At 67.6% G+C, this 14,303-nt stretch carries 11 protein-coding genes and 1 pseudogene; 4 read left to right on the top strand and 8 right to left on the bottom strand.

The window, feature by feature from the left end; translation table 11 throughout:
• Positions 1-541 precede the first annotated feature (541 nt).
• Both ACFQ79_RS37655 and ACFQ79_RS37650 read left to right on the top strand, forming a co-directional pair.
• Positions 542-2,950: a Helicase associated domain protein gene (locus ACFQ79_RS37655; RefSeq protein WP_383592121.1), complete on the top strand. Its 2,409-nt coding sequence runs from the start codon at positions 542-544 to the stop codon at positions 2,948-2,950.
• Between the two features lie 301 nt (positions 2,951-3,251).
• A complete protein-coding gene (locus tag ACFQ79_RS37650; RefSeq protein ID WP_383592117.1) occupies positions 3,252-3,758 on the top strand; it encodes a DUF6233 domain-containing protein in 507 nt (168 codons plus the stop codon).
• 206 nt (positions 3,759-3,964) lie between these two features.
• On the opposite strand, the gene ACFQ79_RS37645 is transcribed toward ACFQ79_RS37650, so the two are convergent.
• The 8 genes from ACFQ79_RS37645 to ACFQ79_RS37610 form a co-directional block, all read right to left on the bottom strand.
• A complete protein-coding gene (locus ACFQ79_RS37645) occupies positions 3,965-4,297 on the bottom strand; it encodes an STAS domain-containing protein (RefSeq protein WP_383592114.1) in 333 nt (110 codons plus the stop codon).
• Positions 4,298-4,387: 90 nt separating this feature from the next.
• Positions 4,388-4,855 (bottom strand): ATP-binding protein, encoded by a 468-nt coding sequence (locus tag ACFQ79_RS37640; RefSeq protein WP_383592111.1) that lies wholly within the window; start codon positions 4,853-4,855, stop codon positions 4,388-4,390.
• 265 nt (positions 4,856-5,120) lie between these two features.
• Positions 5,121-6,278, bottom strand: a complete 1,158-nt coding sequence (locus ACFQ79_RS37635; protein WP_383592108.1) for an ATP-grasp domain-containing protein — start codon at positions 6,276-6,278, stop codon at positions 5,121-5,123.
• 92 nt (positions 6,279-6,370) lie between these two features.
• On the bottom strand, positions 6,371-7,687 hold the full coding sequence (locus ACFQ79_RS37630; protein WP_383592105.1) for an MFS transporter: 1,317 nt from the start codon (positions 7,685-7,687) through the stop codon (positions 6,371-6,373).
• Between the two features lie 57 nt (positions 7,688-7,744).
• Positions 7,745-8,920, bottom strand: coding sequence for a pyridoxal phosphate-dependent aminotransferase (locus ACFQ79_RS37625; RefSeq protein WP_383592102.1), 1,176 nt, complete (start codon positions 8,918-8,920; stop codon positions 7,745-7,747).
• Positions 8,921-8,955: 35 nt separating this feature from the next.
• Positions 8,956-9,888 (bottom strand): hypothetical protein, encoded by a 933-nt coding sequence (locus ACFQ79_RS37620; protein WP_383592100.1) that lies wholly within the window; start codon positions 9,886-9,888, stop codon positions 8,956-8,958.
• 1,427 nt (positions 9,889-11,315) lie between these two features.
• Positions 11,316-12,191, bottom strand: coding sequence for a hypothetical protein (locus ACFQ79_RS37615; RefSeq protein WP_383592097.1), 876 nt, complete (start codon positions 12,189-12,191; stop codon positions 11,316-11,318).
• Positions 12,188-12,769 carry a ParA family protein gene (locus ACFQ79_RS37610; protein ID WP_383592094.1) on the bottom strand — a complete coding sequence of 194 codons (582 nt, stop codon included), beginning with the start codon at positions 12,767-12,769 and terminating at the stop codon, positions 12,188-12,190. Before ACFQ79_RS37610 ends, ACFQ79_RS37615 begins: the two co-directional genes overlap by 4 nt.
• On the opposite strand from ACFQ79_RS37610, the pseudogene ACFQ79_RS37605 reads away from it, so the two are divergent.
• A pseudogene (locus tag ACFQ79_RS37605) lies at positions 12,703-13,260 on the top strand (helicase); the annotation flags it as partial. The gene ACFQ79_RS37610 and the pseudogene ACFQ79_RS37605 overlap by 67 nt on opposite strands.
• 77 nt (positions 13,261-13,337) lie before the next feature.
• On the top strand, positions 13,338-14,189 hold the full coding sequence (locus ACFQ79_RS37600; RefSeq protein WP_383592124.1) for an IS5 family transposase: 852 nt from the start codon (positions 13,338-13,340) through the stop codon (positions 14,187-14,189).
• The last annotated feature ends 114 nt before the right edge of the window (positions 14,190-14,303 follow it).

The following is a 14,303-nucleotide window of genomic DNA, read 5'->3' as shown; positions in this document are numbered from 1 at the left end:
GGGGCATAGAGTGCGAATTGCGCAAGCGCAATTCGGATTCCGGCGCAAGCGCCGGAATGGAATTCCGCAAGCGGAATTCGAAAGGCGGGGCAATTCTCGCAAGCGCGAATTGAAAGGCACCCGCGCAAGCGCGGCCGCCTAGGCTGGCTACAAGGGAGTGCATCACATGCGGGCCTGTGCAGAGACTGGGAATCCCAGCCACCACCCCACAAACGGGACTGACGGACCATCGGCCCGACAGGGTGCCGGCCTCAACCGAAGTGACGGGCTCCGCTGCGCTCCACCCGAACCCCTCCCCCACCCTTTGAGGTGGGGTGTCAAGCTCGATGATGCCCTGTCAGCATACAGGACAATCGGCCTGTCGCGGGCATGATCGAGTCATGCTTCACACTGAGGGGCGAAGTTGACGCGAGAGTGATGCATCACGCATGGATGCTGTGTAGAGTCTGGGATCAGACACCACACCCCCGGGCCGCGTATCTCGCACCGGGATTCCCTTTCTGATTACGCGCCGAATTCCGCGAAAAGGAGAACATGGGGCATGGCCGTGAAATTGCGTGACCATCAGATCGAGGCCGTTACAGCCATTGTGCGCGGTTTCGATATTCCGCCGGGTGGTATTCCGTGGGGCGGTCTGCGCGGACAGGTGCACGCCGCGTGTGGGACGGGAAAGACCATCATTGCGGCCGCGTCGGCGAAGCGCCTTGCTCCCAAGGGCCGTGTGTTGGTTCTGGTGCCGACGCTGGACCTGCTGACGCAGACCGTTTCGGCGTGGCGGGCGGCGGGGCATGCGGGGCCGGCGGTTGCGGTGTGCTCGCTCCAGGACGACCCGGAGCTGTGGAGTCTCAAGGTCCGGTCGACGACGAACCCGGTGCAGCTCGCTCTGTGGCACGGAACGGGGCCGGTGACCATCTTCGGGACGTACGCGTCTCTGGGAGCCCTGGCGGAGGCGTTCGAGGGCTCCTACGGCCAGCAACTGGCGCCGATGGACCTCACCGTGGTCGATGAGGCGCACCGAACTTCGGGCTCGATGGGCAAGGCGTGGGCCGACGCCCACGACCAGGGCGTCATCCCCTCGCACCGTCGGCTGTACCTGACGGCGACGCCCCGGATCTGGCAGGAACGGCCCGCGCACTGGGAGGTCGCGGAAGGGGTGCGGGATGCGCTGCCGCGTGAGATGGCGGCGAGCATGGACGATGAGGAGGTGTTCGGGCCCGTTCTGTACAAGCTCAGCTTGGCGTCGGCCGTGTCGCGGGGGCTGCTTGCGCGGTATCAGATCATCGTGCTGGAGCTCCAGGACCCGGTGGTCACGCCGGAGCGGCTGATGGGCGAGGAGCGGCACACCGAGAAGGTCCGCGGGGAGCGTCTCGGGGCGCTCCAGGCCGCGCTGTTGCACACGATGGCGCAGCACAGCCTCAGCACGTGCATCACGTTCCATCACCGCACGGTGGAGGCGCAGGCGTACGCGGAGGGGCTTGTGCGGGTGGCGGCGAAGCTGCACGCGGATCAGCCCGAGGCGTACCCGCAGCGGGTGTGGGCGGACTGGCTGTGCGGTGAGCATGTGCCCGAGCGCCGGCGGGAGGTGCTGGGAGGGTTCGGGAGCACCGCGCAGCGGGCCGTGCTGTCGAACTGCCGGGTGCTGGGTGAGGGGGTCGACATCCGGGCCGTGGACTCGGTGGCTCTCCTCGATCCGAAGGGTGCGCCGCACGACATCGTGCAGGCCATCGGCCGGGCTCTGCGTCAGAAGCCGGGAGAGGGAAAACTCGCCTCTCTTATTGTTCCGGTATTCCTCCAGCCCGGAGAAAAGCCCGAGGATATGTTCACCTCTGGATCGTACCGGCCTTTGGTGAAGGTATTGGAGGGGTTGCGGGCTCACGATGAAGAGGCCGTCGAATTGCTTGCCATTCCGCAAGAGCCACAGAAAGCAGTGGCGCAGCCGTCGGAGAACATCGGTCCGGCGCCTGAGGAAGGCGAGGAGGAATCCCGGCTGCTGCTTCGTTTTGCGGCTCCACGTGATCCGGTGATGGTCGCGGACTGGGTGTCGTTCAACGTGATCGACACGGAGCGGCAGGACTGGGCGCGTGGCTGGGCGAAGCTCAAGCAGTTCACGCAGCGTGAGTCCCACGCCAGGGTTCCGTACGAGCACAAGGAGGGTGCGTTCCCGCTGGGGACCTGGGTCGCGGAGCAGCGGCGCGCGTACGGCGCCGGGCAGATGACCGGTAAGCGTGCGGAGCGGCTGGAGAAGCTGGGCATGGTGTGGTCGGTCGCGGACGAGCGGTTTCAGGAGAATCTGGCGGCGGCGCGGGTGTATTACGAGGAGCACTGGACGCTGTGCGCGCCCCGGTCCGCAACGGTGCTGGGCCGGCCTGTGGGGCAGTGGCTGTCGAACCTGCGGCGCCCCGGCGCATTGGAGGGTAAGCCGGAGTGGGAGGCGGCGCTGCGGGAGGTCGATGAGGACTGGAATCCGTCGTGGCCGGCGGAGTGGCAGCGGCACTACGCGGTGGTGCGGGAGATGCTCGCCGAGGAGAGCATCCTGGCCTACGTCGAGCCGGGTGTGACGGTGCACGGGATGGACATCGGCCGGTGGCTCGCCCGGCAGCGGCAGCCGAAGGTGTGGGCGGCCCTGACGGAGGGCCAGCATGAGCGCCTGGAGGCCATCGGCGTCGTCCCGCACGCCCCGGAGCTGGAGGCCCCGGCGGTGCCCGTGGCGGCCGTGGGGGCGTCCACGGCGCCCGTGGGGGCCTTTGAGCGGGGCGTGGCGGCCCTGGCCCAGTACAAGGCCCGTACGGGCTCTGTGACTGTCCCCCGGGCCCACGTAGAGCGGCTGGAGGACGGCACGGAGGTCAAGCTCGGGGTGTTTCTGAGCAACAGCAAGACCAGGCGCGGGAAGCTGACTGGCGCCAGGCTCGCCGCGCTCGCCGCGCTCGGGCTGGCCTGGGCGGCTTCCTGACTTTGCCCTCCGTGCCCCGGGGCGCTGCGCGCGGCCCGGGGCACGGAGGGCGTGTAGGTGCCGCGGGGCCGCCGGTTCTGGCGGTGCCGTGTGCTCGATGCGGTACGGGGTGGGATGACGCCGGGCGTGGCCGCCTGTCAGGTCCCCTGCACGGGGGTGGCAGGGGACCTGACAGGCGGCGGGGCGAGGACCAGTCGGCACCCGGGCCGTGGCCCCAGGGTAGGGCCCCACGGCATCGCCCCCACTGAATCAGCAATGGTGCCGCCCGAATCCGTGAACACCAAGTGCCTAGGGTGGACAGGTGACGACGCCCTCCGCATTCGATCCGGTGCCGATCCGGGTGCTCCTGCCCGACGGTGAGCAGGAGGTCGTGGGGCGCCTGTACGCACGGAAGCAACTACCCGACGGGTGGGTCTACCTCGTCTCGATCCCGGTATACCGGAACACCGGTGATGGCGGTGTGGAGCCCGCGGAGTACCGGATGTGGCTGCGTCCTCAGGATCACCTGCACCCGGTCGAGGGCACGTCATACGACGCGGTGCCCATCGAGCGTCTGGAGTCGTCATCGCTCGTCGAGCGGGTCCAGGGTGCCCGCCGGCCTTCCGGATGGGTGCTCCAGGACCTCGGCGGGCGGCGCGGGCGTTCACAGGCAGCGGTGCACACCGTCGACTGCGCTGAGGCCCCGCAGAGCGCACCCCTGCTGTCGCTGGATCAGGCGCTGGCCGCAGCCGCCCGGCCCGGTGTCCGGCTGTGCTCGCTCTGCGGCACCGCCCAGGAACTCGACCCCCGCCCTGAAGAGCTTTGCTGAAGGCGTCGACCGGGCTGGGCACGACGAACCGCCGTGAGTTGCCGCGTCCCTACGGGACCGGGATCGGCCGAGCCGCCGCCGGACGGGCCAGGGCTCCAGGGACACAAGAGTCCCACCCTCTCCGATGGCTCACAGCGGTCGGCGTCAGTCAGGCCTCCAGCCCGGGCGGGATGCTTCCGGGCTGAGCCGACAGCAGTCCGCCTCTGTCAGTCCTGGAGGACGGGTGGGTTCCAGGGGGAGAGGGTTTTCAGCCGGGTGAGGGTGTAGCGCAGGCGGGGGTGCAGGCCGGTCAGGTGCAGGCGGGTGTGGGTGGCGTGGGTCTGGTCGGTGAGGCGGCGCAGTGCGTGCTGGCCGGTGATGTCGCAGAAGGTGAGGGCGGTGAGGTCGAGGCAGAGGAGGTCTGGCTCTGCGGCCAGTACCGAGGTGGCGGTCTGGTCGAGGAGCGGGGCGGTGGCGATGTCGAGTTCTCCCTCGGGGCGGAGCAGGACAGTGCCGCCCCACCACACGGTGTGGGCTTGCAGCAGCTGGTCCGCTCGCACGGCCGCCTCCGGCTTTGTGGGACGAGACAGGCTTCCGGTCTCCTCTTCCGTTTGTTCCGGTGTGGGGGCTTCCCAGGATGCGGGACGGTGTCAGGCTGCGTCGAGGTCTGCCCAGTGGTCGATCAGCCCGTCAAGATCAGCCTCGGTCCCGGTGCCGGCGAGGGCGGAGACGATCTGCCCGCCGCGGCCGTGTTCGTCCTCGGGCCGGGTGGCGGCCCAGTTGCCGTGGCCTGTTTCTGTGCGCGGCCCTCCGTCGGTGACATGGACCTGGACCCGGCCTGAGGCGTCCACCGAACCCCGCAGATGCAGGACGACCGGCGGAAGCGCGTGAGTGACAGCGTTCGTGACCAGCTCGGAGACGACCAGCAGCGTGTCGTAGACCCGGTCCGCGTCCAGTCCCCAGGATTCCAGCACGGGCCGGACCGCGTGCCGGGCGGTGGCCGGAGCCAGCGGCCCGTACTCCAGAGGCAGGCTGAACCCGCGCCGCCCGCCATCCGGCACGGCAGACAGCGCGGAACGCTGCTGTCCGTTACGGAAGACCGTAGTGGTCGTCGTCATCGGGATCACTGCCTGTCCAGTGGGGGGTCGGAAGTACCTTCTCTGGTACTTCCAGAACACTCCCCCACAGCACAGAAACCCTGAGCAAGCAATACCCAAAACCGGAAAACGGACATCCGGGAGGTGGGTTTTGCCCGCGTGAAGAGAACTCCGGGACGGGAAGGTGGCAGTACTGCCGGTCAACAAGAGCAGGGGCGGCAGGCTCGGCGCCCTCGCAGCCTCTGAATCGGATGGGCGGCGGGCTAGCGGGCCGTCTCTGCCGGTCTCAGATGGTCTCTTCGTCACGGGCTTGCATGCGGATGCCGAAGGTGAGGCGGGCAATGGCTTGCCTGGCGGCTTCCACCGCCTGGCGGCCTGTGGGTGCGATGGCTCGGGCGAAGGCGAGCCGGGACGTGCTGGAGTCGAGGGAGCCGATGCGGGTTCCGGGATCGATGAGTAGTTGGACGCTGGTGACTGCTTGGGTTTGTCCGGCTTCGTCCATGCCGTCGATGGAGGTGAGGAGTCCGGAGGCGGGTGGGCTTGCGAACCAGATGGCGGCGTGGCGTGCGGGAGTGGTCTGGGCGGCTTGGGTTCTGAGGTGGTCGAGGACGTTCATGCCGGCGCTTTGTCTGGCTACGTAGCCGGGAAGGTCAATGCCGGTGGCGTCGTGGATGAGCTGGGGTATTTCATCGCCTCCCATGCGGAGGTGGGTTTCGATCACCCGGGGGCCCTTGGGAGTGAGGACGAGTTCCGTGTGAGTCGGGCCGGACGTGACGTTCAGAGCCGCCAGCAGCCGTGGCACGTAGTCGCGGATGCTGTTGAGTTCGTCGCCGGTGAGGTCGGCGGGGACGATGTGGCCGAGTTCCACCAGCGTGTGAGGGTCGGAGAACTTGCGGGTGACGGCGACGACATAGTGGTCGCCGTTCTCGGAGAGGGCCTCGACGCTGAACTGGGGGCCTACATGGAACGGCTCGATGATCGCCTGGCCTGTGGCTGTGGCCCGCTGCACGGCCTGTTCGATCTCTGATTCGGCTGTCACCAGCGCGATGCCGACGCTGCCGGCGCCGGATACCGGCTTGACGATGCACGGCAGGCCGTGCACCCGGACGAACGTGCGTGCTTCCTCAAGGTCTGCGACGAATACGCTCGGGGTGTCGTCGACCCCGGTTTCCCGGAGGCGAGCGCGCATGGCCTGCTTGTCGTGCACCATCCTGACGGTGCTGGGGGAATGGGCCGGTACTGACAGGGCCGCGCCGATTGCTGCGCACCGGTCCTGGTCGGTTTCGGTGAAGGTCACTATCCGGGTGAACGGTGAGTGGGCGTGGACGGCTGCGGCGAGTGCGGTCCACTCGCTGTCGGGGGCGTCGGTGCGCAGAGCGATGACGGCTGTGTGGTCTGTGATGTCGCTGAGGCGTGCGAGGTGTTCGGGGTCGAGCCGGCACATGAGGGTGGTCCGGGTGCCGGTCCGTGCGTTTCGTACTCGGGCCGGCAGGTCCCAGCCGCTGCGGGGGCTTCCTACTATCAGGACGTGTTCCGTCACGGCGCCACCTTGCTTTGCTGGTTGTGGGGTGGGGGATGAGGGATCGTGCGTTCTCCGTCGTCTGTCCGTTCTGCGGCGCTGCGATGGGCGGCGGTGCGGGAGGCCAGGGTGGCGGCGGCAAACGCGGTTCCCAGTACGGCCCAGGCTGCGGGTCCGAGGGGCATGAGGACGATGACGAGCAGGCTGGGCCCGGCGGCTTTCTGGCCTGCGAGGGCCAGGCTGAACGTGCTGAGGTATTCGGTACGGGCCGATGGGGGGCTCAGCGCTGCTGACAGCTCCCAGGCGGCAACCGCATGCAGGTTCTCTGCCACGGTAAGCGCGATGACGGCGACGACGATGCCGGCAGCGGCCCAGCCGACCGGCACGGATCCGGCAAGAGCGAACAGTAAGCAGCAGCAGACCAGCAGGGTTCCGGCCGGCAGGAGCAGGCGTCTGGCTGCGGTGAATCCTTCGGCGAATCTGGCGACGTAGACCTGCAGCAGTACGGTCAGCACCGTGTTGACGGCGCTGAGCAGAGGTACGAGAGCGGCCGGCACGTCCGTGTGCTCGATCACCCAGACCGGAAGCATCACCGAGAGCAGGGTGTCGTGCAGGAAGAACACGGCATTGGCGGCGGTCAGGGCCATGAACCACCGGTCCCGGAACGGTGATGACCTTGCGGTGGCTGTGACCTGACGCGGTGTTTTCGGTATCGGCTCAGGGGTTTGAGGGTCCTGGTACTGGGTCAGGGCCGGCCGGACGATGAGTGCGGCTACGACGAACAGAGTGCCGCTACCCAGAAACAGGAGCGTGAAGGAGGTCTGCCGGTCTGCCGCGAAGGCGGCGGCACCGAGGAGGGAACCGAGCGTCAGTCCCACATTGCGGATGGCGCGCACCGCGGCCATGGTCCGGGCCCGTTCCTGGCCGCCCACCGCGGCTACCACCGCCGATTGCTGGATGGGCAGGCTGGCCCGGTGAGCCGTGGTGAACAGGACAGTGATGGCCGCGAACGATGCGAAGCCGGACGCGGACGCGTAAAGGAATCCGGCAAGCCCGCGCAGGACAAGGAGCAGGATGTAGAACCTGGCTGCGCCGTAGCGGTCGGCGAGCCGTCCGACCGGGACCGGGACGAGGAGGGCTGCGGCGCCGGCGATGGTACTGGCCAGCGCTACCTTGGCCGATGGAATCTGCGCGACGTCGACGAAGTAAAGGACGAAGGAACCCAGCAGGGCGCCGGTGCTCGTGGCATCCAGGACAGCGCTGAGCGCCAGAACGCGTCCCTGGGGATGGCTGGGGATGAGGGCGGCAGAGGCCTGCCTGAGGAGACGGTTCATCCGCAGCCATCACTTTCCGGGTTGGCTCTCGCCGTGGCGGGGGTAGGGGGCTCAGCCCTACGGGCGTGAGGCGGGGGTGACGCGGCCGACTGCGACCTCGCCCTTCCACCATTGGCTGATGCGGTCGAGGCCGGCTTCCAGGACGGGCATGTCCACGCTGCATGAGATCCGGAAATGGCCCACGCCGGACGGTCCGAAACGGCGTCCGTCGACGACGGCGACCCTCGCTTCCTCAAGGAGCCGGGGGGCGATGTCGTCCGGGTGGTTGTGCCGGGGGAAGAGGTAGAAGGATCCGGTCGGCATGTGCAGGTCGAAGCCGATGTCCTGGAGCCGCTCCGCCGCATACCGCATGCGCTTGCCGTATTCGTCGACGATCTCGTCCAGGTAGTCCGCCGCCTTTTCCAGAGCGGCCACGGCGGCCACCTGGCCGGGGGTGGAGGCGCACATCACGTTGTAGGCGACGTTGAGCCGGACCCGGTCGATGAGGTCCTCGTTGCTGGAGATGACCCATCCGACCCGGAAGCCCGTCATGGCGTGGCTCTTGCTCAGCGTCCTGACCCCGATGACGTTGGGGGCATACCCGACCAGGGAGTGCTGCTGACGGTCGCCGAACACGATGTCCTTGTACGCCTCGTCGTGCAGCAGCCACAGGCCGTGGCGCAGGCAGAACTTCTGGATCTCGTCGATCTTCTCCCTGTCGTACACGGCCCCGGTCGGGTTCCCCGGCGACACGACGACGACCATCTTTGTCTTCGGGGTGACCCTGGCTTCCAGGTCTTCAATGGACGGCAGGTAGTTGCCCTCATGCTGCGTGGGCACGAAGACCGGCGTGCAGTTGAGGAGCCTGGTGATCTCGATGAAGGGAATCCAGATCGGCTCCGGCAGCAGCACCTCGTCGCCGGGGTCGAGAACAGCGCGCGAGATCGAATAGATTCCGTTAGTGCCGCCGTTCGTCACGACCAGGTGGTTGTAGGGATGGAACGCGACACCCCGCGCGGCGCTCTCCCGCTCGGCGATCAGCTCGCGAAGCCGCGGCGCGCCGGCATCGTTCTCATAGTGGGTACGACCGTCGTCGATGGCCTTCTTGAATGCCTCGCATACGACGTCCGGCGGAGCCACGTAGGGGTCTCCGAGGCAGAGGTTGGCTATCGACAGGTCTTCCTTCACAGCCTTGAAAGTCTCCCGGATAGGAGACAGCCTGCTCTCCATCGGGTTCTTGGCGAGTCGCGGCATCTGAATCGTATGGGGGGACCTGTTCCGTATCTCGTTCACTTGCCGGGGTTCCGTAGTTTGCTCACGGTCGATACCATGCGTCCGACCTCACCGAGCGGTGTTTCCAGGGCCCAGGGGCTCATGTACCACTCAGCGTCCTGAGCCAGGAGGTCGTACTGGGAGAAATAGTTCGCTTCCCTCACGTCGAAGAACGGAACAGCACAGGAATCTGCTGCCCAGTTCAGTCTGGACAGGGCCCGGAAGCGCTCTGCCTGAACGCTTTGCCGTCCGGCCAGGCTCTGACGGTTCTCCTGTGCATCCAGGTAGCAGTCGACAAGATGGTCGAGAACGACCCGGTCATTCGCGGGAACCCCCAGGGTCATGTTGGCACTCGGAGCGATGTGAAACGTCAGAGTACTGGGAAGATCCAACTCGTCTGCCAGAGCGACGTAAAGGTCGTGGATTACTGGGGCAATGCTCGATATGTAATTGATCATGTGGACGCCGCTGAGGTGGTAGACCTCAGCGGTGTCAAAGCGACGCCCGTCGAGAACGGCCATCATCAGGCACATGACCTCGACAGGAACCAGCCACCCGTAGTCTTCACCGGTGACACCGAATACCCCCACCCTATTGATGTCAGACCAGCTTCCCGGCTGAGCCGACGGCCATCCCCGGCGAAGATGTCGCCCAGAATCCTGCGAGGCGACATCAACAACGCCGAGGTCGGGAACATTCATGCGCCGCCAGAGATGCGGCATGGCATCGGCCGCGATCTCCATACACCTCAGCGCAAACTCTGAATCATCCAGCAGGTAGTCACTGAAGAACATGACATCGGACGCAGGAACCGCTTTACGCAAGGCATCACAATGCGCTTGCGCAAGATTCTTTCCTTCCGGGAACCACTCGGTGAGCCCGGCCGGCAGGTGACGCTGAGCACCCCCCGGACGGGGGTCCGCGTCACAAGCGACCTGCTCTTCCGGCACAGCCCTGAATAGAGGCGCCGACCCGCGATAACCCCAGACGGATGATAAATATTGTCCGCCCCTGTCAGCGTCAGATCGGTCAGCACACACCGCAGGCCAAGTGCCGCAACACTCAAGTTGCTCGGCGACCAGTTCCCCGGATGCGCCGACCGCATCACCGCACCACCCGCCGCATGCACCGCAGCCAAGTCCGCAAGTGACAAGTCATGCCTGGGCATGACCCTGAAGGTGGCGCTCATGACGGAAAGACTCCTTCATGCAAAGAACCGCCACCCTGAGCAATAGGTACTCTTAAAGAGCGCGGCCACGGGGCGTGATCGCCTGAGGGCAGGAAGAGGCCGCCGACCAGCCTTACTCAGACCCCGGTCGTGCCTTCCCGCGCTGGCAGGCACGACCGGGGCCTTGTCCAGTTAACGGCTGATCTTGGTTTGATGTAGCCAGTTGCCGCCCGGGCCTGAGCCGGCCTTGAAGACGATCTGGAAGGCGTTCAGCAGCGCCTTCCAGCGGATCGTCCAGCGGCGTTACCCCTTGTCGGTCGGCTCCATCTTCATCTGCTTGCTGCCAGGGGCCGGGCGGCGCAGACCCCGTCTCCACGGCCCGGGCCAGTGCGGCCATAGAGCGCCGCTGGCAGCGCGAAGCCCCGGCCCGGGGAAGGGACCGGCGCCGCCGGCCGCACGATCCAGGACAGGGAACCGCGGATCTGCTGGGGAGGCCCCGACGCCGAGCATGGAACCAGGGCCGCCCACGGCGCTGCTCCGGCCGCGGGGTGGCCCGGACCAGCGCACATGTCACACAGTCCAACGCCCCCCTCGCCCCAAGGGACACGCGCCGCGTCAACGCGTGGCTCTCGCATCGCCTGAGAGGAGGATCCGATGCAGCCTCTGCCCGTCCCCCTGCCCGCCGGCCTGATCCCGGACGCGACAGACACGGACACCTTCAACACCGCCCACCCGGCCGCGAAAAAGCAGCAGACGGGGCCGGCACACGGATGCCGTCGTACGCGCGGCGGTCCGGCTGCCGACGGCGCTGCCGCAGATGCTGAGCCACGCACGGCCAACAGGCGGGACGGCCCGGCGGTACCGCTCCCAGAGCACGGCTGGGCACCGGGCCTCACCCACGCACGCCATATCGGCACGGGCTGCCACCAACCCTACGGGACCTGGCACCGCACCCAGGCCGGCAGAGCCGCCGCCGGGCGGCCCGAGGCGGTGGCCAGTTCGGCGGTCCAGTCCCCACGGCGGCGCGGGCGGCGACGGTCAGTGCGCGCGGCACGGGCGCACTGCTCGGGAACGTCAGGGCCAGGGCCAAGGGCCCGGCGGTGTGCGGTACTCACCGTTCCAGTGTCTCCCGCACCAAGTCCGTCCGGAGCCGCTCGGGGTACTGCCCGGCGTGGACACCGGGCAGTACCCCGCTCCGGGCGCGCAGGGTCAGCGCTTGGCCTCGATGGCGTTTCGGGCCGCCTTCTTGGCGGCGTCCACGCGCCTCTGGACCTTGGTGATCTCTGCCTCGATGGCTTCGACCTGTGCCAGGACCGTGCCGGGGTCCTCCTGTACCAACTGTTCGATGCGCTTCGGCGCGAGCACCTTGTAGGCGTCGGCAAAGGCCAGCCGGTTCACTGCGTAGGTGGGCGAAGTGGGCACGGGGGGCGTGGGCTTCGGGGCAGGTTCTACCGCCGCGCGGGGCAGGAGGAGTCCAAGCTCGCGCGCCGCGTCGGTCAGGGACGCAGCGGACAGCTTGCCGGTGTCCTTGGCGGCCTGGAGCACCAGGCTCGCGGCCTCCGGGTCCGCCTCGTACAGCGGGGCGAGGACGGCGGCCTGAGAGGCCACGACGGGGGTGGAGGTCTCCTCGATGAGCGGGGCCAGCACTCGGATGTTCCGGGCCGCGCCAATGAGGTCGTACACGTACTGGCGCTTGACGCCCAACGACTCGGCGTAGTCCCCGACGGTCAGCCCGCGGTGCTCGGGCGCGCGCCGGTCGAGCAGCAGTCGCAGCAGCTCACCCTTGACGACACTGGCTCGCATCTTCGCGAGTTGGAAGCTGCGGACCTCCGCCCGGTCGGCATCCCAGTAGGCCGACTCCAGCGTCTCGACCTGCTTCGCCTCGTCCATCCCGTCGAGGGTGGACGCCTCGAACGCGGGCGGCATCAGCGCGGGGACAGAGGCGGGTGTCTCGGCCGGCTGGGACTGCTGGGGCAGGGCAGGGTCCCTGTTGGCATCAGCCGCACGGGGGATCCGGCTCGTACGCTGAGCGGCCTCCGTCTTCAGGTTTTCCATGCCCTGGGCGATCAGGTTGTTCTTGGTCACGCGGCCACCCCTGCGGCGGTCAGGATGTCGTCGTACACCTTCATGAGCGCGGTCGCTTCCTTGCCGGTCTGCGTGGTGATCGGGACCTTAGCGAAGCGGGTCTGCTGGCGGACCGAGTAGCGGGGGATGGCGAGGTCGTCTCGGTAGAGCGGCCCGGAGGTGTCCGCGAGGAACTTGCCGATGGCGTCGCCGAGGGTGCTCTTGCCTCCGGGCACGATGCTGGGCACGATCCCGACCACGGTCAGATCTGGGTTGTAGGTCTCCTGGACCTGACGGATCGTGTCGAGCGCTTCCCGGGCACCGATCCGGCCGTCCTCATCGAGCGTGGCCGGGATGACGACGTGGGTGGCGGCGACCAGTCCCGCAACGACAAGCTTGCCTCCGGCGCGGGGCGGGAGGTCTATCACCGCGAGGTCGTCATCCTGCACGACTCCGTCAAGGCCGCTCCGCAGCCGGAACTCGATGCCGGTAGACGGGTCCGTCTCGCGGTGGGCCAGCGCCCGTTCAGCGGGCGGTTGCGGTGTGCTCGCTCCAGGACGACCCTGAGTTGTGGAGCCTGAAGGTGCGCTCCACCACAAACGCTGTGCAGCTGGCGCTGTGGCACGGCGAGGGGCCGGTGGCCGTCTTCGGGACGTTCGCCTCGCTGGGGGTCCTGGCGGAGGCGTTCGAGGGCGCCTACGGCCAGCAACTGGCCCCGATGGACCTCACCGTGGTCGATGAGGCGCACCGGACGTCCGGCTCGATGGGCAAGGCGTGGGCCGACGTCCACGACCAGGGCGTCATCCCGTCGCACCGGCGGCTGTACCTGACGGCGACGCCGCGGATCTGGCAGGAACGGTCTGCGCATTGGGAGGTTGCGGAGGGGGCCCGTGATCCGCTGCCGCGTGAGACGGCGGCCTCCATGGACGACGAGAAGGTCTTCGGGCCCGTTCTGTACAAGCTCAGCTTGGCGTCGGCCGTGTCGCGGGGGCTGCTTGCGCGGTATCAGATCATCGTCCTGGAACTTCAAGACCCGGTCGTCACCCCGGAGCGGCTGATGGGCGAGGAGCGGCACAGTAAGAGCGTCCGCCAGTAGGTGGGTGAAGTGGTGCAGGCACGGTCCCCGATCATGGAGTTCTTCACGCTTCATGATCACTCGGGGTGTCCGTGCCTGCTGTCCCATCATGCCTGCTCAAGCCCGTCCGCGACCAGTTCCTCGCGCTGCTGCCCGACCGCGAAGACCACCATCCGCTGGGCTGTCACAACCCGCGGATCCCGGACGCTGTGGTCTTCGACCGTCTGGTCCAGGTGCTGGTGTTCGGCTGCGGATACGAACGCGCGGCCGACGAGTACTGCTCCGCCACGACACTCCGGCGGCGCCGGGACGAGTGGATCAAGCTCGGAGTCATGGAGGACCTGCGGCTGCTGGCCCTGTCCGCCTACGACCGCATGATCGGCCTCGAGCTCGAGCACCTCGTCGCGGACGGCTGCATCACCAAAGCGCCGTCCGGTGGAGAGTGTTCCGGAAGAAGCCCGGTCGACCGCGGCAAACAGGGGCTCAAGCGCTCGCAGTTGACCGAAGCGCAGGGCATACCCCTGGTCACCGAACCCGCAGGCGCGAACATCCGCGATCACACCCTCCTGCCCGCCACGCTGGACGCGTACCGAGATCTCGAGAAGGCCCTGGGCCCTCTGCCGGAACACCCGCGGCTCGGCCTGGATGCCGGCTACGACTACCGCCCCGTCCGCGAGGACCTTGCCGCACGCGGCATCGACGCCCGGATCACCCCACGCGGGAAGAAGACCCCAATCCAGGCCGGCGGACGCTGGGTCGTCGAGCGCACGAACTCCTGGATGAACAACTTCGGCAGACTCCGCCGCTGCACCGAGCGACGCAAGAACACAGTCGAGTTCTACATCGCTCTGGCCTGCATCTTCGTCACCGTCCGCCATCTCATCCGCCAAGCCTGGACCCGCTACCGCTGGGACACACGACCCCGCACACCACGCATCCGATGACCCACTGGCGGACGCTCTAAGCTTGAGATTTAACCTTGTGTGATCGTCGGGTGTGTGGTGTGTTCACCCACATGGGGATTTCCCGGACATGGTGACGACCTCCGTTTCACGCTG

This window comes from Streptomyces sp. NPDC056480 (genome assembly GCF_042795405.1).
In the GTDB taxonomy this organism is placed as follows: domain Bacteria; phylum Actinomycetota; class Actinomycetes; order Streptomycetales; family Streptomycetaceae; genus Streptomyces.
Note: the sequence above shows the minus strand (reverse complement) of the source record. Positions and strands in the feature narration are given on the sequence as shown.

Coding starts and splice junctions, on each gene's coding strand:
- ACFQ79_RS37625 (WP_383592102.1), bottom strand. CDS start 8,920: ATGCCGCGACTCGCCAAGAACCCGATGGAGAGCAGGCTGTCTCCTATC.
- ACFQ79_RS37640 (WP_383592111.1), bottom strand. CDS start 4,855: ATGACGACGACCACTACGGTCTTCCGTAACGGACAGCAGCGTTCCGCG.
- ACFQ79_RS37635 (WP_383592108.1), bottom strand. CDS start 6,278: ATGTGCCGGCTCGACCCCGAACACCTCGCACGCCTCAGCGACATCACA.
- ACFQ79_RS37630 (WP_383592105.1), bottom strand. CDS start 7,687: ATGAACCGTCTCCTCAGGCAGGCCTCTGCCGCCCTCATCCCCAGCCAT.
- ACFQ79_RS37655 (WP_383592121.1), top strand. CDS start 542: ATGGCCGTGAAATTGCGTGACCATCAGATCGAGGCCGTTACAGCCATT.